We start from the raw sequence: 18,736 nt of genomic DNA, 5'->3' as shown, positions 1-18,736 counted from the left end.
CACCCGTCACCCTCACGCAACGACCCGGCAACCTGCGCCCGTCAGGATCGGTTCATGACGGAGTCGGCACACGTTCGTGAGTCTCTGCCCCTCGACACCACCGCGCAGCTTCTTACGCGCATCACGGCCCAGCTCGGCACCCAGCTCAGCCACGTCACACTGAACGGAACCCGCAGGCCCATGCCCCCGACCGACCGGCCGCCCACCCTCGTCGCAGTCGCCCACGGCAGCCGCGACCCGCGCGCCCTGCGCGTCGTGACCACGCTCCTCGACCGGGTCCGCGAACTGCGTCCCGGGCTCGATGTCCGCCTCGGCCACATCGAGCTGAACGAGCCGCTGCTCTCCGCCACGCTCGCCACGCTCGGCGGCGAAACCCGCGAAACCCGCGAAACCCGCGAGGTGCGCGAGGTGCGCGACGGGCTGAGCGGAGCCAGAGCCGTCCTTGTACCGCTGATGCTGAGCCGCGGCTACCACGTCAAGCACGATCTGCCGCAGGCCGCCGCGGCCGTCCCCGGCGCGGACATACGCATAGCCGCCCCGCTCGGCCCGCACCCCCTCCTCGTCGAGGTGCTCTGCTCCCGTCTCGCCGACGCGGGCTGGCGCCCCGAGGACGGCACCAGCCGCAGCGCCGGAGTCGTCCTGGCCGCCGCCGGATCCCGTGACCCGGACTCGGTCGCCGACGCCCGCCGCACCGCCGACCAGCTCAGCGAGCGCCTCGGCGGCGTGCCCGTCGTCCCCGCGTACGCCTCCGCCGTCTCGCCCACCGTCCCGGCGGCCGTGCGCGCGCTCACCGCCCGTGGCCGCCACCGGATCGCCGTCGCCTCCTACTTCGCGTCCCCCGGCCTCTTCGCCACCCGCAGCGCCGCCGTCGCGCCCTGGATCGCCGCCGCCCCGCTCGGTGCGCACCCGGCCCTGGCCCGGCTGCTGCTTCAGCGTTACGACGAGGCCGTGACCACTGCGTACGCCCCTCAGCGGCGCGAACTCACTCCGGCGTAGCCCGCCCGCAGCCCCCCGGCTGTCACCGGCTCCGGTTACCTTCGGTGCATGGAAGGCACCACCAGCACCACCTCATACGACCCCGCCGGCCACGACGTGTACGACGAGGCTGCCACCGCGCGCTGGGCCACCGAGCCCGACAAGCGTCCGGGCCGCACGGCCTTCCAGCGGGACCGCGCGCGCGTGCTGCACTCCTCCGCGCTGCGCCGCCTCGCCGGCAAGACCCAGGTGGTGACCCCCGGCACGCGCAACCAGGCATGGGACGCCAGCCCGCGCACCCGGCTCACCCACTCCCTGGAATGCGCCCAGGTCGGACGGGAACTGGGCGCGGCGCTCGGCTGCGACCCCGATCTGGTGGAGGCCGCCTGCCTGGCCCACGACATGGGCCATCCGCCCTTCGGGCACAACGGCGAGCAGGCGCTCAACGACTTCGCCAAGGACTGCGGCGGCTTCGAGGGCAATGCCCAGTCGCTGCGGCTGCTGACCCGTATCGAGCCCAAGCGGTTCGTCCACAGCGAGGCCGTGACATCATCCGCCGCCGCGGCGGGCGGCGAACTGGTCAGCGTCGGCCTCAACCTCACCCGGGCAGCCCTGGACGCCGCCACCAAATACCCCTGGCCGCGCGGCGGCCACCCCACCGATCCCGGCTCGGGCAAATTCGGCGTGTACGAGGACGATCTGCCGGTCTTCGAATGGGCCCGCCAGGGCGCGCCGGCGTACCGCAAATGTTTCGAGGCCCAGGTCATGGACTGGTCCGACGACGTGGCGTACTCCGTGCACGATTTCGAGGACGGTCTGCACGCCGGCCATCTCGACCCCCATCTCCTCCTCGCCGAGCCGGAGCGGAGCGACATCTGGGCGGTGGCGATCGGACGGTATGTACCTCAGGACACCGATCCGCAGGAGCTGGCCGAGGCCCTCGACCGGCTCGTCGGCCAGGAGTGGTGGCCGCACCACTACGACGGCTCGGCCGTCGCACAGGCCCGGCTGAAGGACGCGACGAGCCAGCTCATCGGCCGTTTCTGTCTCGCCGCCGAGGCCGCGACACGTCAGGCGTACGGATCGGGGCGGCTCACGCGGTACGCCGCCGAGCTGGTCGTCCCGCGCGCCACCCGCAACGAATGCGCGGTACTCAAGGCCGTCGCCGACCGCTATGTCATGCAGCGCGCCGAACAGGAGGCCATCCGCGCCGATCAGCGCATCGTGCTGGCCGAGCTGGCCGAGGCGCTCACGGCCCGTGCCCCCGAGAGCCTCGACCCGCAGTTCCGTGCCCTGTTCGTCGCCGCGCCGGACGACCGGGCGCGCAAGCGGGTGATCGTCGACCAGCTCGCGTCCCTCACGGACGCATCCGCGCGTACGCTCCACACCCAGCTCACGGCCCGCCGCTGAGCAGCCCGGAGCGCCTTGGCGGCGCCTGGGCGGCACGTCCGAGATGGCACGCCCGGGGACCACTCCCTCTTCCGCCATCACGCTCCGTGCGGGACGCTCGCTGAAGGCTGAACGGCGTAGAAGCAAAGAGGAGGCATCAAGTGGTCGACGCACATCGGACATTCGTCATCGTCGGCGGTGGACTGGCCGGAGCCAAGGCCGCCGAGACCCTCCGCGCCGAAGGGTTCACCGGACGAGTGATCCTCATCGGTGACGAGCGCGACCACCCCTATGAACGCCCGCCCCTGTCCAAGGGCTATTTGTCGGGCAAGGAGGAGCGCGACAGCGTCTTCGTCCATGAACCCGCCTGGTACGCGCAGGCCGACGTCGAACTGCACCTCGGCCAGACCGTCGTCGCCATCGACCGCGACGCCAAGTCCGTACGGATGGGCGAGGGCACCGTCCTCCACTACGACAAACTCCTGCTCGCCACCGGCGCCGAGCCGCGCCGCCTCGACATCCCCGGCACCGACCTGGCCGGCGTCCACCATCTGCGCCGCCTCGCCCATGCCGACCGGCTGCGCCAGGTGCTCACGGCCCTGGGCCGCGACAACGGCAGGCTGGTCATCGCGGGTGCGGGCTGGATCGGTCTGGAGGTCGCGGCGGCCGCCCGCGGCTACGGCGCCGAGGTCACCGTCGTCGAACCGGAGGCCACCCCGCTGCACCGGGTCATCGGCCCGGAGCTGGGCCAGGTCTTCACCGAGCTGCACCGTGAGCACGGTGTCCGCTTCCACTTCGGCGCCCGCCTGACCGAGATCACCGGGCAGGACGGCATGGTGCTCGCTGTCCGTACCGACGACGGCGAGGAACACCCGGCCCACGACGTCCTCGCCGCGATCGGCGCCGCCCCCCGCGCCGCACTCGCCGAAAGCGCCGGCCTCGCGCTCGCCGACCGGGGCCACGGCGGCGGTATCGCCGTCGACGCGGGCCTGCGCACCTCCGACCCCGACATCTATGCCGCGGGCGACGTCGCGGCCGCCCACCATCCGCTCCTCGACTCCCGGCTGCGCGTGGAGCACTGGGCGAACGCCCTCAACGGCGGCCCCGCCGCCGCCCGCGCGATGCTCGGCCAGGACGTTTCGTACGACCGCATCCCGTACTTCTTCTCCGACCAGTACGACCTGGGCCTGGAGTATTCCGGCTGGGCGCCGCCCGGCTCCTACGACCAGGTCGTTCTCCGCGGCGACGTCGGAAAGCGGGAGTTCATCGCGTTCTGGCTGAAGGACCGCAGGGTGCTTGCCGGGATGAACGTCAATGTGTGGGACGTCACCGATCCCATCCAGCAGCTGATCCGCAGCGGAACACCCGTGGACTCCGAGGCCCTCGGCGACCCGTCCGTACCGCTCACTTCCCTCAACAGCTGACGGGAGTGTCACAGCGCCACCGTAGACTTCACGCGTGGCAGGCAGGATCAACGATGACGACGTGAAGGCGGTACGGGACGCGGTCCCGATCGACGCCGTCGTTTCCGAGTACCTCCAGCTGCGCAATGCCGGCGGCGGAAACCTCAAGGGCCTCTGCCCCTTCCACGACGAGAAGTCCCCCTCCTTCCAGGTCAGCCCGAGCAAGGGTCTCTTCCACTGCTTCGGCTGCCAGGAGGGCGGCGACACGATCGCCTTCGTGATGAAGATCGACCATCTCTCCTTCTCGGAGACGGTCGAGCGCCTCGCCGCGACGGCGGGCATCACCCTGCGCTACGAGGAGGGCGGGTACAACCCCACTCATCAGCGCGGCGAGCGCATCCGCCTGGTGGAGGCGCACAAGATCGCGGCGCAGTTCTACATCGAGCAGCTGGAGACCGGCTCCGAGGCCGAGACCGGCCGCAAGTTCCTCGCCGAGCGCGGCTTCGACCAGGCCGCGGCCCAGCACTTCAGCGTCGGCTACAGCCCGCAGGGCTGGGACCACCTCACCCGCTTCCTGCGCGGCAAGGGCTTCAGCGACAAGGAGCTGATCCTCTCCGGCCTCTCCCAGGACGGCCGCCGCGGCCCCATCGACCGCTTCCGCGGCCGACTGATGTGGCCGATCCGCGACATCTCCGGCGATGTCGTCGGCTTCGGCGCGCGCAAGCTGTACGAGAGCGACAACGGCCCGAAGTACCTCAATACGCCTGAGACGGGCATCTACAAGAAGTCCCAGATGCTGTACGGCATCGATCTCGCCAAGAAGGAGATCGCCAAGACCAGCAGGGCCGTGGTCGTCGAGGGCTACACCGACGTCATGGCCTGCCATCTCGCCGGCGTCACCACCGCCATCGCGACCTGTGGCACGGCCTTCGGCGGCGACCACATCAAGATCCTTCGCCGGCTGCTGATGGACAACGCCACCGCCGAGGTCATCTTCACCTTCGACGGCGACGCGGCAGGCCAGAAGGCCGCGCTGCGCGCCTTCGAGGACGACCAGAAGTTCGCCGCGGAGACCTCCATCGCGATCACGCCGGGCGGTATGGACCCCTGCGAGCTGCGCCTCGCGGAGGGCGACGACGCGGTGCAGAAGCTGGTCGAAACCCGCACGCCGCTCTTCGAGTTCGCGATCCGCCACAGCGTGATGCGCCACAACCTCGAGACGCCCGCGGGCCGGGCCGCCGCGCTGGACGAGTCCGCGCCGATCGTCGCCGGCATCAAGAACATCGCCATCCAGCACGAGTCGGCGGTGCAGCTCGCCGGCATCCTCGGCATCCTCGACACCCAGTTCGTCGTCAAGCGCGTCGCCCAGCTCGCGCGCTGGGCCCGCGACCGCGGCGGCCGCGGCCCGGCGACGCCGTCCCGCGCCCCGCAGTCGTACGAGCAGCAGGGCGCCCCGCGGACCCCGGCGGGCCCCGCCCTCAATCTGCGCAGCCCCGCCCACCGCACCGAACGCGAGCTGCTCAAGCTCGCGCTCCAGCACCCGGGCCTGGTCTCCCCGGCCTTCGACGCGTACGGCGGCGACGAGTTCACCGCCCCGCCGTACGCCGCGGTCCGCCAGACCATCGCGGAGGCGGGCGGTGCCGAACAGGGCACCCAGGACAGCCCCGACTACCTCGCCCGGGTCCGCGACGCCGCACCGAACGACACGGTGCGCGCCATGGTCACCGAGCTCGCCGTGGAAGCCATCCACGCCAGGACGGTCGACGAGACCTACGCCGGCACCCAGTTGGTCCAGGTCCGCCTGCGCGCGGTCGACCGCCGCATCGGCGACGTCCAGGGCACCCTCGCCCGCCTCGGCCCGAACGCCGACCCGGAGCACCACACGGCCGTGGCGAACGAACTCTGGGTGCTCCAGCAGTACGCCCAGTCCCTCCGCAACCAGGGCGCGGACGCTCTCTAGCCCATCTCCAGCCCATCTCCGGCCCCCGCAGATCCCCCTTCGGTAACCACCCGGTCACGCACGGGACTCAAAAAGTCACCGCACGCCCCTCGTGGCAGCGATGTGTCGTACCCCACACTGGGGTGCGGTGCCTGAGTCCTCGGAGCGCGGCCGGTCCACCCACAGTGGGCCCCTGACCCCCGCGGATCCGCTCATCGTGTACGGGACGGAAAGCGGCCCGGCCGCCTCCGTCCCGCTGCCGCACGCCCCCGAACCGGCAGCGATCACCCTGGAGGTCGCCCCCGTGCAGACCCAGACCCTGACCGAGACCGACTCTGTCGCGGCCGTCTCCGCGCAGGTCCCCGCGCAGAGCCGGGCCGTACATCACCCCGAGGCGGTACCAGAAGCGGTCCCGGAGACCGTTGTCGAGGATCCGGTGGAAGTGCCCGTACCTCCCGAGTCGCGGGCCGGCAGCCGGGCGGACAGCGGTGGGCCCTCGTCCGATCTCTTCCGGCAGTATCTGCGGGAGATCGGCAGGATTCCCCTGCTCACGGCCGTCGAGGAGGTCGATCTCGCGCGTCGCGTCGAGGCAGGCCTGTTCGCCGAGGAGAAGCTTGTCAGCACTCCCGACCTGGACTCCCAACTCGCCATCGACCTGGACAAGTTGGTCGTCATGGGCCGGATGGCCAAGCGCCGGCTGATCGAGGCCAACCTCCGGCTCGTCGTCTCCGTCGCCAAGCGCTATGTCGGCCGCGGACTGACCATGCTCGACCTCGTCCAGGAGGGAAACCTGGGCCTGATCAGGGCAGTCGAGAAGTTCGACTACGCCCGCGGCTACAAGTTCTCGACCTATGCGACCTGGTGGATCCGCCAGGCCATGTCCCGGGCCCTCGCGGACCAGGCACGCACCATCCGGGTGCCGGTCCATGTCGTCGAGCTGATCAACCGGGTCGTACGGGTCCAGCGCCGGATGCTCCAGGAGCGCGGCTACGAACCCACCCCCGAAGAGGTTGCCATCCACCTCGACCTGCCCTCCGAGCGGGTCAGCGAGGTGCTGCGGCTCGCCCAGGAGCCGGTCTCCCTGCACGCCCCGGTGGGGGAGGAGGACGACGTCGCACTCGGCGATCTCATCGAGGACGGCGACGCCGCGTCCCCCGTGGAGTCCGCCGCCTTCCTGCTGCTGCGCGAGCACCTCGAGGCGGTCCTCTCCACCCTCGGCGAGCGCGAACGGAAAGTCGTCCAGCTGCGGTACGGACTGGCCGACGGCCGGCCGCGCACGCTCGAAGAGATCGGCCGGATCTTCGGCGTGACACGCGAACGTATCCGCCAGATCGAATCCAAGACCCTCAACAAGCTGCGCGACCACGCCTTCGCCGACCAACTCCGCGGCTACCTGGACTGATGCGCCTCCATCGCCGGCGAGGCCTGAGTTTCCCGCACTGGCGGCAAACTCAAGCCCGTCCGGCGTTTGAGGACACGGCCGAAGGCCGTACGCGGTCCGGGTCGACCCGAAATCCAGTCCCGTCGGCGATGGAAGCGCGGGGCCCGGCCGCGGAGCCCCAGGCCTACGCGCCCTCGCCCGAAGCGCCCGATGCGTCCGAAGCCCCCGGCTCGCGCTTCTTACGCGCTGCATCGATCCCCGCGCCGACGGCGACCCCGAGGCACATCCCCAGCCCAAGTCCCAGTCCCAGGTTGTCGAAGACGAACAGTCCGAGGACGATCCCGGGGCCCAGCCCCAGCGACAGCCCCGCCGCTGTAGCCGTACCCACCGGGCTCCCCTTGCCTGCTTTGCCGTCCTTCGCGTTGTTCTCCATGCGTGTGGTCCTCCCCGTGTTCCCCGTCATGTGCCGGTGCTTCAGTCGACCTTGGCCACCGCCTGCGCGAACTGGGCCGCGTACAGGCGCGCATACGCGCCCGCGGCCGCCAGCAGCCCGTCATGCGTGCCCTGTTCGACGATCGAGCCGTTCTCCATCACCAGGATCACATCCGCGTCCCGGATCGTGGAGAGCCGGTGCGCGATGACAAAGCTCGTACGCCCGTGGGCCAGGCGCGCCATCGCCTTCTGGATGAGCACCTCGGTACGGGTGTCGACCGAGCTGGTCGCCTCGTCGAGCACCAGGATCACCGGGTCGGAGAGGAACGCGCGTGCGATGGTGATCAGCTGCTTCTCGCCCGCGCTCACGCCCGAGCCCTCGTCGTCGATCACCGTGTCGTAGCCGTCGGGCAGGGTCCGTACGAACCGGTCCGCGTGGGCGGCCCGCGCCGCCTCCTCGATCTCCTCCCGGGTCACCTCGCGGGAGGCTCCGTAGGCGATGTTCTCCGCGATGGTGCCGCCGAACAGCCAGGTGTCCTGGAGCACCATGCCTATCCCGGACCGCAGTTCCTCGCGTGACATCTTCGCCACGTCCACGCCGTCCAGACTGATCCGGCCGCCCGTCACCTCGTAGAACCGCATCAGCAGATTCACCAGCGTGGTCTTGCCCGCACCGGTCGGCCCGACGATCGCGACCGTGTGACCGGGCTCGACGCTCAGCGACAGATCCTCGATGAGCGGCTTCTCCGGCTCGTACCGGAAGGCCACCTTGTCCAGCGACACCTGACCGCGCAGCTGCTCCGGCCGCTCGACCGAGGAGGAGTCCGGCTCCTGCTCCTCCGCGTCCAGCAGCTCGAAGATCCGCTCGGCCGAGGCGACGCCCGACTGCACCATGTTCGCCATCGACGCGACCTGCGTCAGCGGCATCGAGAACTGGCGCGAGTACTGGATGAACGCCTGCACATCGCCGATCGACAGCGACCCGGACGCGACCCGCAGCCCGCCGACGACCGCCACCAGCACATAGTTGAGGTTGGAGACGAAGAACATCAGCGGCTGCATGATGCCGCTGTTGAACTGGGCCTTGAAACCGGCCTCGTACAGCGCCTCGTTCTGCTCGGCGAAGGCCTGCGCCGACTCGTCCTGCCGTCCGAAGATCTTCACCAGCGCATGGCCGGTGTACATCTCCTCGATATGGGCGTTGAGCTTGCCCGTGGACTTCCACTGCTGCACGAACTGCGGCTGCGAACGCTTGCCGACCTTCGTTGCCACAAAGACCGACACCGGCACCGTCACCAGCGCGACCAGCGCCAGCAGCGGCGAGATCCAGAACATCATCGCCAGCACACCCAGGATGGTCAGCAGCGAGTTGATCAGCTGTCCCATGGTCTGCTGCATGGTCTGCGAGATGTTGTCCATGTCGTTCGTCGCCCGGCTGAGCACCTCGCCGCGCTTGGCCCGGTCGAAGTACGACAGCGGCAGCCGCGACAGCTTCGCCTGTACGTCCGCGCGCATCCGGTACATCGTCCGGTTGATCACCCGGATCGACATCCGCGTCGACACCAGCATCAGCAGCCCGGCGGCCACGTACACCGCCAGCGCGATCAGCAGCACCTTGCCCACGGCGTCGAAGTCGATGCCGTTGCCGGGCGTGAAGTCCACCCCGGAGAGCATGTCGGCCAATCCGCCGCTGCCCCTGTCCCGCAGGCTCTCGATCGCCTGGTCCTTGCTGGTCCCGGCCGGCATCCCACGGCCGACGACCCCTGCGAAGACCAGGTCCGTCGCCTGCCCCAATATCTTCGGGCCGACCACCGAGAACGCGACGCTCAGCACACCCGCGCCGAGCATCGTCCACAGCGTGGCCCGCTCCGGCGCGAGCTGCCGCAGCAGCCGCTTGCCCGAGCCCTTGAAGTCCATGGACCGCTCGGTGGGGCCCATCATCATGCGTCCGCCCGGCCCGCTCATGCGGCCTCAGCCTCCGTCAGCTGCGAGAGCACGATCTCGCGGTAGGTCTCGTTGCTCTCCATCAGCTCGTGATGGCTTCCCGTCCCCACGACCTGCCCCTCGTCCAGAACCACGATCCGGTCGGCGTCACGGATGGTGGACACCCGCTGGGCGACGATCACCACGGTCGACTCCGCGGTCTCGAGCGCCAGCGCCCGGCGCAGCGCCGCGTCCGTGGCGTAGTCCAGCGCCGAGAAGGAGTCGTCGAAGAGATAGATCTCGGGCCGCTGCACCAGTGTCCTGGCGATCGCAAGCCGCTGCCGCTGGCCGCCGGAGACATTGGTCCCGCCCTGCGCGATCGGCGCGTTCAGCCCCGCTTCCAGCTCCCGTACGAAGTCGGCGGCCTGCGCCACCTCGAGGGCCTGCCACAGCTCCTCGTCGCTCGCGCCGGGTTTGCCGTACCGCAGATTGGTGGCCACGGTCCCGGAGAAGAGATACGGCTTCTGGGGCACGAGCCCCACCGTCTTCGCCATCAGCGCCGGATCGAGTTCACGCACATCCACGCCGTCGACGAGCACCTCGCCGCCCGTCACATCGAACAGCCGCGGTACGAGCCCGAGCAGCGTCGACTTGCCGCTGCCCGTCGACCCGATGATCGCGGTCGTCTCGCCGGGCCGCGCCACCAGTTCGATGCTCCGTAGCACCGACTCCTCGGCCCCCGGGTAGCGGAACTCGACGTTCCGTACCTCCAGATGCCCGTGCCTGCGCAGCTGCCGTACCGGCTCGGTCGGCGGCACCACGCTCGAATCCGTGCCCAGGACCTCCTCGATCCGCTCGGCACAGACCTCGGCGCGCGGCACCATCATGAACATGAAGGTGGCCATCATCACGGCCATCACGATCTGCATCAGATACGCGAGGAACGCGGTCAGCGCGCCGATCTGTATGGCGCCGCTGTCGATCCGGTGCGCACCGAACCAGACGACCGCGATGGACGACACATTCACCACCGTCATGACGGTCGGGAACATCAGCGCCATCAGCCGGCCGGTGGACAGCGACACATCCGTGAGCTCGTTGTTGGCCTCGCGGAAGCGCTCCTTCTCGTACTCGTCCCGTACGAAGGCGCGAATGACGCGGTTGCCGGTGATCTGCTCCCGCAGCACCCGGTTCACGGTGTCCAGGCGCTCCTGCATGGTGCGGAACAGTGGCCGCATCTTCTTGACGATCAGCGACACCGCGATGCCCAGCACCGGCACCACGGCCAGCAGCACCGCCGACAGCGGCACGTCCTGGCCGAGCGCCATGATGATGCCGCCGACGCACATGATCGGCGCCGACACCATCAGCGTGAACGCCATCAGGACCAGCATCTGCACCTGCTGGACGTCATTGGTCGTACGCGTGATCAGCGACGGTGCACCGAACTGCCCGACCTCCCGTGCGGAGAAGCTCTGCACCCGGTCGAAGACGGCCGCGCGGACGTCCCGCCCGAGCGCGGCTGCGGTCCGTGCGCCGTAGAAGACCGCTCCCATATTGCAGAACACCTGGACGACGCTGACGGCGATCATGAGCGCGCCGAGTTCCAGGATGTAACCCGTGTCCCCCTTCACGACACCGTTGTCAATGATGTCCGCGTTCAGGGTGGGCAGATAGAGGGTGGCGCTGGTCTGCAGCAGCTGGAGAGCTACGAGCAGGGCGATGGGTTTCTTGTACGGACGCAGGTGCGTCCGCAGTAGTCGTATTAGCACACGCAGTCTCTCGAGGTCGGCAAGATCGGGGGGTCACCCCATCTTCCGACACTCCACCCCTGGAATCTCAAGCCATTAACCCAAGGCGGGGTCAAGAAGTCGGGTTGAACGCCCTCGGATGAATCTGATCCCGCGTCGCACCGTACTGCTGGCGCACCGCCTGACCCACCGCCAGATCCTCACCGGGCTCGAAGACCTGCGCGGCCGCGCCCTGCCAGGCCGGCGGAGCGGCCGGCGACAGCGTCCCCCGCGAGACGCCGAGCGACCAGGCGGCCTGCCGGGCCGCGCCCACCGCCGCATAGTCGGCGGGCTGCGGTACGACGACCTGCGCCCCGAAGATCGCGGGCGCCGAGGCCTGTACGGCGGGCAGCCCGGCGGCCGCACCCAGCAGAAAGACCCTGCGTACGTCGACCCCGCGCCCGCGCAGTACGTCCATCGCGTCCGCGAGTGAGCAGAGCATGCCCTCGAACGCGGCCCGCGCCAGATGCTCGGGCTTCATCGACTCGCGCCGCAGCCCGCTCAGCGTTCCCGCGGTGTGCGGCAGTTGCGGAGTCCGCTCGCCCTCCAGATACGGCAGCAGCACAAGCCCGGACGATCCCGGCGTCGACTTCAACGCCTGCGCGGAGAGCTCGTCGAGGCCCTCCAGACCGAGCAGCTCGGCCGTTCCGCGCAGCGCCCTTACGGCATTGAGCGTGTGCACGACCGGCAGATGCATCCCGGTCGCATCGGCGAACGACGTAATCATCCCGCTCGGATCGGCCAGCGCCTCATGGTGCACGGCCATCACGGAACCCGAAGCCCCCAGCGACACCACCGCGTCGCCGGCCCCGACGCCGAGCCCGAACGCCGCCGCCATCGTTTCGCCGGTCCCGGCGGAGATCAGCAGCCCCTCGGGCGTCGTCCCGGCCGCCTCGGCCGGGCCGAGCACCTCGGGCAGCGCGCACTGGTGCCCGAGCGCGAGCTCCACCAGATCGGGCCGGTAGGACCCGCTGCCCGCGGACCAGTACCCGGTGCCGGAGGCGCCGCCGCGGTCCGTGGTCCTGCGGGCCGGGCGGCCGAGCAGTTGCCACACCAGCCAGTCGTGCGGCTGCATCACCAGCGCGACCCGCTGTGCGAGCTCCGGCTCGGAGCGCGCCATCCAGCGCAGCTTCGCCACCGGCTGAGCGGCCTGCGGCACCGAGCCGACCGCCTCGGCCCAGGCCTGCCGCCCGCCCAGCGCATCGATCAGATCCGCCGCCGCGACCTGCGCCCGCTTGTCGTTGCCGAGCAGCGCGGGCCGTACGAGATTGCCCTGGCGGTCCAGCGCCACCAGTCCGTGCTGCTGCGCGGACACCCCGATGGCCTGTACGCCTTCCAGCAGCCCGCCGGTCGCGGCCTCACCGAGCGACAGCAGCCAGGCCTGCGGATCTATCTCGGTGGCCTTCGCCTCGACGGGGTGCGGCGCGTACCCCTGGCGCAGCACGGCGCCCGTGTCCGCGTCACAGACGACGATGCGCGTGAATGCAGACGAACTGTCCAGCCCGGCGACTATCCCCATGTCAGAAGATTCTGCCGCACCCGTGGGGGTATCTCGTCACGTGTTGCTCGTTCCCCAGTCGTCCTCACCGGCCGCGGTCCGCTCCCGCAGGGACCGCACCCGCTCCGCAACCGAGTCGGGTACCCGTTCCCCGACCTTTTCGCTCACCGTGTGGAAGGCCTTGCCCGCCACCTCGCGGCTGTTGTGCGCTGCCGACTCGGCGGCATTGCGCACGGCGGGGTTCTGGGCGAACTGGCGCGCGGACTTCTTGAGCTGCTCGTAGCGCTCGTGGCCGGCCCGAGTGCCGAGCACGTAGCCGATTGCCAGTCCGATGACGAACGTCAGCTTGTACCGCATGGCTGCCACCCTTCCCTTGCGTCGGTGCTGCCCGCCTACCCGGCGCGGCCCGAGATCACCCCGGGCATACCGATTGGCGGAGCACCCCCCTGCTTGCGCTAATGTATGTGTCGCAGCGAGCACACGCCCCCCAGGACGCTCTGAGGTGGGTACGTTCGGTGCACATGCAGCAATCCCCTGTAGCTCAATTGGCAGAGCAGCCGGCTGTTAACCGGCAGGTTACTGGTTCGAGTCCAGTCGGGGGAGCGCGATCCCCTGTAGCTCAATTGGCAGAGCATTCGGCTGTTAACCGGAGGGTTGCTGGTTCGAGTCCAGCCGGGGGAGCAGATACCGGAAGAGGACCCCTTGGGGGGTCCTTTTTCGTGTGTCCTGCAGGACTTTTCGATCTCTTCTGGAACCGGGCAGCGGGCAGCACAGTCCTCATGATTGTGCGTTGCCGACCATCCGAGGCAGGAGATCGTATGAGCGGCTATGCTGCGGCAGACGGCGCGCACATATGTGCGCGACGCGCCGTTAGGGGCGGTAGCTCAGCCGGTTAGAGCAGCGGACTCATAATCCGTCGGCCGTGGGTTCGAGTCCCACCCGCCCCACAACGTGCTACGCGTGGAGAAACGATCTGAGCAGCGTCTTCGCTGGTCAGGTGGATCTTGCTGGTGATCGTGACGGCCCGTTTCTGCCGTTGTCCACTCAGTGTGTGGACAGTGTGTGGACAGAGGCGGCAACGACACGCCTCAGCCGCGTGTCCCTATGCGGCTTCCTGGCCCGGTCCCTCGTCCGCGCCGTCGTCCTTCTGGGCTCGCTCCAGCCAGCCGGCTACATCGGATGCAGTGACGCGGCCGATCACGAAGCGCACCAAGGTGAGGTGCTGCCGCTGATCCTCAGGTACAGCCGTGTGCAGGTTCTCGACTCGGACCAGTTGCAAGCTGCCCTCGGTGCAGTGCTCGCGCAGCCACTTCTCTGCGGCAGCCGCCGCCTGCTCGGGAGAGCGCACGGGGGCTCTGATCTCCCCCAGCAGTTCGCCGTCGTGCCGAAGCAGGGCGCCCACCGCCCAGAGGTCGCCGGAGCTCGCGGCATGGGCGTACACGATGGCCAGCCCGTCCCTAAACGCACTCTCCGGGATCTTCAGCGTCTGATGCACCCTGTAGGACACTTCGCGCGGGACGACGGACAGCGTCGACTCTGCCTCGGCGCGCAGCAGCTCGGGCAGGACGCTGGTGTACGTGTCGGAGGTGATCTGCCGTGAGCTGTGGCCCAGCTTCTCCTGCACGACCTTGATGTCGTTCCCTGCGAGCAATGAAAGGCTCGCTGAGATGTGCCGGGCATCGTGGAGGCGGACCGGGGGCAGCCCGGACAGCTCAACCAGGCGCTTGAATCGCCGACTGACCCAGTCCGGGTGAATCGGCTCACCGTTTTCGTGGGTGAAGGCCAGACCTGACTCGACCCAGGCGCCGACCTCGGACCACTGTTCGCGCTCCCGCTGTTGCTTGGCCTTCCATTCGCGCAGGAGGCACCCTCAAGTGATCAACGCACCACCCACGGATGATCATGTCGTCGTGGAGGCACAGGTGCGTGACTACGGGTTTTCGCCAGCTCAGCAGGATGAGATCTGGAGACGCTGGCGTGAGGGGCAGTCGTTCAGCTTGATGGGGCGGGCGCTCGGGGCACCGATGCACCACGTACGCCGGTTTCTTACCAGAGCGGCGGCGTCCGCCTGGCCCCGCAGCAGCGATCAGAGCGCCATCTGACCGGCCACGAGCGCGAGGAGATATCCCGCGGCATCGCTGCTGGGGAATCCGCCCGGCAACTGGCCCGGCGGCTGGGCAGATCGGCGTCGACTGTCTCCCGCGAGATCGCTCGCAACGGTGGCCGGGACCACTACCGCGCCGCGATCGCCGACGCGGCTGCCTACGCGCGGGGGCGTCGGCCCAAGCAGGCCAAACTCGTCCAACGACCCGCACTGCGGGCCCTGGTGGAGGCAAAACTGGCCCTGTGCTGGTCGCCTGAGCAGATCGCGGGCTGGCTGCGGCGTCAGTTCCCTGGCGACGTCTCCATGCAGATCTCGCACGAGGCGATCTACCTCTCGCTCTTCGATCCGCGCCGCCGCCAGGCAATCGACCGCAGCCTCACCCAACGGCTGCGGACCGCGCGACCCATGCGCCGCCCGAAGGTCGCCCGCCGGCCGACCGGGCGGGGCGTGATCCGCGGCATGGTGTCCATTAGCGCCCGCCCCGCCGAGGTCGAGGACCGCAAGATCCCCGGTCACTGGGAGGGAGACCTCGTGATGGGCACCCGGCCCTCAGCGGTCGCCACCCTCGTCGAGCGCACCAGCCGCTACACCGCCATCGTCGCGCTGCCGGACGGCATCAAGGCCGAGCAGGTCGCCCCGCACCTCACCCGAAGCCTTCTTGGAATCCCGCCCCAGCTGCGGCGGACGCTCACCTGGGACCGGGGCCGCGAGATGGCCGAACACCAGGCCATCACCGCCGAGACGGGTATGCCGATCTATCTCTGCAAGCCACGAAGCCCGTGGCAGCGCGGCACCAACGAGAACACCAACCGACTGTTGCGGCAGTACCTCCCCAAGGGGGCGGACCTCCGCACGTTCAGCCAGGCCGACCTGGACGCCATCGCCCACGAGCTCAACTACCGTCCGCGCAAGACCCATGGCTACCGCACTCCGGCAGAGGTCTACGCTGACCTTCTGAACAGCGGTGATGCGCTGACCGCTTGAGCCCGCCATCGTTTGACGACAGACGGCCGTGACGGGTCCGGGCCGATCGGCTGGGAAACGACACGACCGCCTGACGCTGATCACGTGCGATGTGTCCTCGGGCCCGGGCGGCGCCCAGGCAGGGCGAAAACGACCTGTGAGCGGCTAGTTGTCCTCCGGGGGCAACCCGGCGTTTTGCCGGTCGAATGCCCGCTGGCGATCGGCGTACGACCGCTCAGTGTCCGCGGGCGCTGCCGTCCGGGTGGGCTCGGTCACCTGGTCTGTGCCGTAGACGTAGTGCGTGGACTCACTGTTGTACGTCGGCTTGTATAGCGTGACGGCGTACAGGTTCTGGTCGGCGTTCGCGCACGTGACCGCACGCACGATCCCGTCGTAGTACACGCCGTTGCTGCTCTCGCGGTGGCTGACGATGCGCACGGCCCGATTCGGGTCGGGCTGGAGCTCTGCAACCGTGGTCATGGCGAATCTCCTTCACTCCGGTAAAGGGGGGAAAGTGCCTGTTCGTCACCCTCGTATGCCCGTCTTCGACCGGGAAGCTACTGGTGGTGTCTTCAAGGCTGCTGGGATAGCGCGTCGGCTGGCGTTAGCCGAGCCGGAAGTGCTGGTTGTGGCCCTCGTTGCACTCCCACTGGACCAGTGCGGCACCGTTCTGAGTGCTGACTCCCTGGACCGTCAGGCACTTACCGCTGTGTCGGGCCTCGATGGAGAAGTAGCCGCTGTCCTTCTGGACGAGCCTCCACTCCTGGTTCGGCACGTCGACCAGGCAGTCCCACTGGACCACCCTGCCGCCGTTCCCGGTGTCCGCGCCGTCGACCGTCAGGCACTTGCTGCTGTGCTCGGCCCTCACCGTGTAGTAGCCGGCGCTGGTGGCCACCAGCTTCCACTTCTGGTTCGGTACGTCGACGCAGTCCCACTGGACCACCCTGCCGTTGTTCGTGGTGACCGCGCCGTCGACCGTCACACACCTTTGACTGTTGCGCGCTACCAACTCCGCTGTGAACGTGGTGGCGGACGCGGGGACCTGCGCGCTCGCGAGCAGGGTGGCGGACACCACGGCGGTGAGGCCTGCGGACCAACGGGAGAGTTTCATGGGACGCCTTCCATGGAAGTGACACAAGTCGCTGGGGTCTTGATATTTGAGGCAACTCTCCCAAGACAAGCGTTTACCCTCTATAACACCTGAACAGACGAAAAGGCCGAGAGGAGGAAGCCCGCGCCCTCGCCGACCAGCTACGGCCCGAGATCGACGGCGCCGCCCGGGTTCACTCCGCGACGTCGTCGTCCAGTTCCGGCGCGTCCGGGTCGCGCAGCGGACGCAGGGCGCCGACGGCCGGGGTGGACGCGGTGAAGCTGTAGCGGCCGAGCAGGTTCAGGTTGCGGTGCTTGAGGGGGGAGAGCCGGCCGATGTCCGCAGGAAGCCGTCCGACTCCTCGTCCACGGTCCCGTCCGGCCAGAGGATTGTGTACGACCAGCCACCACCGACCCTCTTCATGGCCTGCACCCGAAGGTCCCCGAGGACCATCCCTCGCCGCATCCGGCCCCCTCAACGCCACTTGACGAAGAGGCTTTCCACGCTCGGTAAAGCAGAACGCGAGGGGGCTACACATCGCTCCAACGAGTAACCCGGACACCTTCGATGTGGTCGGTAAAGATCAGGATCCGGCGCTGTGTCTCGGTGATCTCGTTCATGCCACCTCCCTCCAGCCGGGCGCACGGGCGTGGTGTCGCAGCTGCACCCTGGCCGCCGGCGAACCACCCGCCTCGGTCCAGAACGGGTGACCGGCCAGTCGGCACGACAGCAGGGTCAGGCGGCGCCGGAGCGCCGTTGTGCTGGCCACGGGGGAGCACTGGGCGAGCTCCTCGTATGTGCGGATCCAGTCCCTCTGCATCTGCACCAGGTCGTCCGGGAAGCCGTTTCGCGCCATGGCTTAATTAGAGCACGTGTTCGATTTCTGGCGCATGGGGAGACATGCGGGATGCGCCCCGACCGGCAGCGGCCGACGCTGGGGTCATGAGGGCCATCTGGTCCGGTGTGATCCAGTTCGGGATGGTTGCGCTGCCCGTCCGGCTGCACGGGGCGACCGAGGAGCACGCCGTGAGACTCCACGAGATCCACGCCTTGGACGGCAGCCGGGTCGAGCACCGGCGCTTCTGTCGTGCCGAGGGCCGGGAGATCCCGTACGAGGAAGTGGGGCGCGGCTTCGCGATGCCCGACGGCAGCGTGGTGCCGCTCACCGAGGCGGACCTGGCGCGCCTGCCGCTGCCGACCAAGCACACTTGCGAGGTGCTCGGCTTCGTGCCGGGCGCGGACATCGACCCGATCAGTTTCGCCCGGCCCTACTACGCAGGCCCCGCGGGTCCGGGTGCCGAGAGGCCGTACGCCCTGCTCGTGAGGCTGCCGAAGATGCCGTAGCAGCTTGCCATCTGTAGCCCGTCGCCGGTCGGTAGTCTGCTCGCCGACGTCCTGGCCTGCGGCAACGGCCATAGAGGCTCCGCCCCGAACGCCGGGCTGGAGCCTCTGCGCGTGGAAGGGGAATCCGCTGCGCGGAGGTTCGAGTCCCTCTTCCGAGCTGGGGCGAAGTAAGCCCGGTGCCTCACGGCTGCCCCTTTGGGGAGGGCCAGGGGCCCAGGCCGATCATGTTGCTGGTTAGGGTGCGAGCGTGTCCAAGACGAGCGTGAGCAACGAGACCAGCAGCCTGCTCTGCCTTCCTGGCCCTCCGTGACCTCGCCGAAGACGACGTGCTTGCCGTCGAACGAGGGGTTGGCCCCGAGGATGATGAAGAACTGCGAGTTGTTGGTGTTGGGGCCGGAGTTCGCCATCGTCAGCAGGTACGGGTAGCAACGTGCCGGGCGGCCCTGTGAAAGATGTTGGGCACGGAGTGGGACGGCGGGCTGGGCAGTTCGAAGTCAACGGCGGC

The 18,736-nt window shown here is 69.1% G+C and carries 17 protein-coding genes, 3 tRNA genes and 1 pseudogene; 10 read left to right on the top strand and 11 right to left on the bottom strand.

Features of this window, described 5'->3' with window-relative positions; all coding sequences use genetic code 11:
• The first annotated feature begins 54 nt into the window (after positions 1 to 54).
• From ACFWDI_RS10815 to ACFWDI_RS10795, 5 genes are all read left to right on the top strand, one after another.
• Positions 55 to 996, top strand: a complete 942-nt coding sequence (locus ACFWDI_RS10815) for a sirohydrochlorin chelatase (protein ID WP_385302844.1) — start codon at positions 55 to 57, stop codon at positions 994 to 996.
• A gap of 48 nt (positions 997 to 1,044) precedes the next feature.
• Positions 1,045 to 2,385, top strand: a complete 1,341-nt coding sequence (locus tag ACFWDI_RS10810; RefSeq protein ID WP_385302843.1) for a deoxyguanosinetriphosphate triphosphohydrolase — start codon at positions 1,045 to 1,047, stop codon at positions 2,383 to 2,385.
• A 140-nt stretch (positions 2,386 to 2,525) separates the two neighbouring features.
• Entirely contained in the window at positions 2,526 to 3,788 is a 1,263-nt protein-coding gene (locus tag ACFWDI_RS10805; protein ID WP_385302842.1) for an NAD(P)/FAD-dependent oxidoreductase, read from the top strand.
• Between the two features lie 34 nt (positions 3,789 to 3,822).
• Positions 3,823 to 5,727, top strand: coding sequence for a DNA primase (gene dnaG / locus ACFWDI_RS10800; protein WP_385302841.1), 1,905 nt, complete (start codon positions 3,823 to 3,825; stop codon positions 5,725 to 5,727).
• 127 nt (positions 5,728 to 5,854) lie between these two features.
• Entirely contained in the window at positions 5,855 to 7,108 is a 1,254-nt protein-coding gene (locus tag ACFWDI_RS10795) for an RNA polymerase sigma factor (RefSeq protein WP_385302839.1), read from the top strand.
• A 163-nt stretch (positions 7,109 to 7,271) separates the two neighbouring features.
• Here ACFWDI_RS10795 and ACFWDI_RS10790 read toward each other — a convergent pair whose 3' ends face one another.
• The 5 genes from ACFWDI_RS10790 to ACFWDI_RS10770 form a co-directional block, all read right to left on the bottom strand.
• The gene (locus ACFWDI_RS10790; RefSeq protein ID WP_385302838.1) at positions 7,272 to 7,520 is read right to left on the bottom strand and encodes a hypothetical protein; all 249 of its coding nucleotides are present in this window, start codon (positions 7,518 to 7,520) and stop codon (positions 7,272 to 7,274) included.
• Between the two features lie 41 nt (positions 7,521 to 7,561).
• Positions 7,562 to 9,484: an ABC transporter ATP-binding protein gene (locus ACFWDI_RS10785; RefSeq protein ID WP_385302837.1), complete on the bottom strand. Its 1,923-nt coding sequence runs from the start codon at positions 9,482 to 9,484 to the stop codon at positions 7,562 to 7,564.
• Positions 9,481 to 11,214, bottom strand: coding sequence for an ABC transporter ATP-binding protein (locus ACFWDI_RS10780; RefSeq protein WP_385302836.1), 1,734 nt, complete (start codon positions 11,212 to 11,214; stop codon positions 9,481 to 9,483). Before ACFWDI_RS10780 ends, ACFWDI_RS10785 begins: the two co-directional genes overlap by 4 nt.
• Positions 11,215 to 11,305: 91 nt before the next feature.
• Positions 11,306 to 12,751 carry an FGGY family carbohydrate kinase gene (locus tag ACFWDI_RS10775; protein WP_385302833.1) on the bottom strand — a complete coding sequence of 482 codons (1,446 nt, stop codon included), beginning with the start codon at positions 12,749 to 12,751 and terminating at the stop codon, positions 11,306 to 11,308.
• A 36-nt stretch (positions 12,752 to 12,787) separates the two neighbouring features.
• A complete protein-coding gene (locus tag ACFWDI_RS10770; protein WP_362680678.1) occupies positions 12,788 to 13,087 on the bottom strand; it encodes a YtxH domain-containing protein in 300 nt (99 codons plus the stop codon).
• Between the two features lie 173 nt (positions 13,088 to 13,260).
• Between ACFWDI_RS10770 and ACFWDI_RS10765 the strand changes: the two genes are divergently transcribed.
• From ACFWDI_RS10765 to ACFWDI_RS10755, 3 genes are all read left to right on the top strand, one after another.
• Positions 13,261 to 13,333 (top strand) — tRNA-Asn (locus ACFWDI_RS10765).
• A 5-nt stretch (positions 13,334 to 13,338) separates the two neighbouring features.
• Positions 13,339 to 13,411: transfer RNA gene (locus tag ACFWDI_RS10760), tRNA-Asn, on the top strand.
• Positions 13,412 to 13,603: 192 nt separating this feature from the next.
• Positions 13,604 to 13,677 (top strand) — tRNA-Ile (locus ACFWDI_RS10755).
• A gap of 155 nt (positions 13,678 to 13,832) precedes the next feature.
• Here the strand turns inward: ACFWDI_RS10755 and ACFWDI_RS10750 are convergent.
• Complete coding sequence (locus ACFWDI_RS10750; protein WP_385302901.1) at positions 13,833 to 14,591, bottom strand: tyrosine-type recombinase/integrase; 759 nt, start codon at positions 14,589 to 14,591, stop codon at positions 13,833 to 13,835.
• Positions 14,592 to 14,798: 207 nt separating this feature from the next.
• Here ACFWDI_RS10750 and ACFWDI_RS10745 point away from each other — a divergent pair, with 207 nt between their 5' ends.
• Positions 14,799 to 15,818 (top strand): IS30 family transposase, encoded by a 1,020-nt coding sequence (locus ACFWDI_RS10745; protein ID WP_385302899.1) that lies wholly within the window; start codon positions 14,799 to 14,801, stop codon positions 15,816 to 15,818.
• Between the two features lie 144 nt (positions 15,819 to 15,962).
• On the opposite strand, the gene ACFWDI_RS10740 is transcribed toward ACFWDI_RS10745, so the two are convergent.
• From ACFWDI_RS10740 to ACFWDI_RS10725, 4 genes are all read right to left on the bottom strand, one after another.
• Positions 15,963 to 16,277, bottom strand: a complete 315-nt coding sequence (locus ACFWDI_RS10740) for a hypothetical protein (protein ID WP_385302831.1) — start codon at positions 16,275 to 16,277, stop codon at positions 15,963 to 15,965.
• 124 nt (positions 16,278 to 16,401) lie between these two features.
• Complete coding sequence (locus ACFWDI_RS10735) at positions 16,402 to 16,908, bottom strand: RICIN domain-containing protein (RefSeq protein WP_385302828.1); 507 nt, start codon at positions 16,906 to 16,908, stop codon at positions 16,402 to 16,404.
• Positions 16,909 to 17,080: 172 nt separating this feature from the next.
• Entirely contained in the window at positions 17,081 to 17,371 is a 291-nt protein-coding gene (locus ACFWDI_RS10730; protein WP_385302908.1) for a hypothetical protein, read from the bottom strand.
• 132 nt (positions 17,372 to 17,503) lie between these two features.
• Positions 17,504 to 17,743 (bottom strand): hypothetical protein, encoded by a 240-nt coding sequence (locus ACFWDI_RS10725; RefSeq protein WP_385302826.1) that lies wholly within the window; start codon positions 17,741 to 17,743, stop codon positions 17,504 to 17,506.
• Between the two features lie 86 nt (positions 17,744 to 17,829).
• Between ACFWDI_RS10725 and ACFWDI_RS10720 the strand changes: the two genes are divergently transcribed.
• Positions 17,830 to 18,231, top strand: a complete 402-nt coding sequence (locus tag ACFWDI_RS10720; RefSeq protein WP_385302823.1) for a Ku protein — start codon at positions 17,830 to 17,832, stop codon at positions 18,229 to 18,231.
• Positions 18,232 to 18,524: 293 nt separating this feature from the next.
• Here the strand turns inward: ACFWDI_RS10720 and ACFWDI_RS10715 are convergent.
• A pseudogene (locus ACFWDI_RS10715) lies at positions 18,525 to 18,653 on the bottom strand (peptidylprolyl isomerase); the annotation flags it as partial.
• Positions 18,654 to 18,736: the final 83 nt, after the last annotated feature.

Origin of the sequence: Streptomyces sp. NPDC060064 (assembly GCF_042736455.1) — a bacterium.
Classification (GTDB): Bacteria; Actinomycetota; Actinomycetes; order Streptomycetales; family Streptomycetaceae; genus Streptomyces.
Note: the sequence above shows the minus strand (reverse complement) of the source record. Positions and strands in the feature narration are given on the sequence as shown.

Bases quoted from the DNA above. Each gene is read 5' to 3' on its own strand.
- ACFWDI_RS10815 (WP_385302844.1), top strand. From the start codon at position 55: ATGACGGAGTCGGCACACGTTCGTGAGTCTCTGCCCCTCGACACCACC.
- ACFWDI_RS10810 (WP_385302843.1), top strand. From the start codon at position 1,045: ATGGAAGGCACCACCAGCACCACCTCATACGACCCCGCCGGCCACGAC.
- ACFWDI_RS10790 (WP_385302838.1), bottom strand. From the start codon at position 7,520: ATGGAGAACAACGCGAAGGACGGCAAAGCAGGCAAGGGGAGCCCGGTG.
- ACFWDI_RS10785 (WP_385302837.1), bottom strand. From the start codon at position 9,484: ATGAGCGGGCCGGGCGGACGCATGATGATGGGCCCCACCGAGCGGTCC.
- ACFWDI_RS10775 (WP_385302833.1), bottom strand. From the start codon at position 12,751: ATGGGGATAGTCGCCGGGCTGGACAGTTCGTCTGCATTCACGCGCATC.
- ACFWDI_RS10770 (WP_362680678.1), bottom strand. From the start codon at position 13,087: ATGCGGTACAAGCTGACGTTCGTCATCGGACTGGCAATCGGCTACGTG.
- ACFWDI_RS10740 (WP_385302831.1), bottom strand. From the start codon at position 16,277: ATGACCACGGTTGCAGAGCTCCAGCCCGACCCGAATCGGGCCGTGCGC.
- ACFWDI_RS10735 (WP_385302828.1), bottom strand. From the start codon at position 16,908: ATGAAACTCTCCCGTTGGTCCGCAGGCCTCACCGCCGTGGTGTCCGCC.
- ACFWDI_RS10725 (WP_385302826.1), bottom strand. From the start codon at position 17,743: ATGGCGCGAAACGGCTTCCCGGACGACCTGGTGCAGATGCAGAGGGAC.
- ACFWDI_RS10720 (WP_385302823.1), top strand. From the start codon at position 17,830: ATGAGGGCCATCTGGTCCGGTGTGATCCAGTTCGGGATGGTTGCGCTG.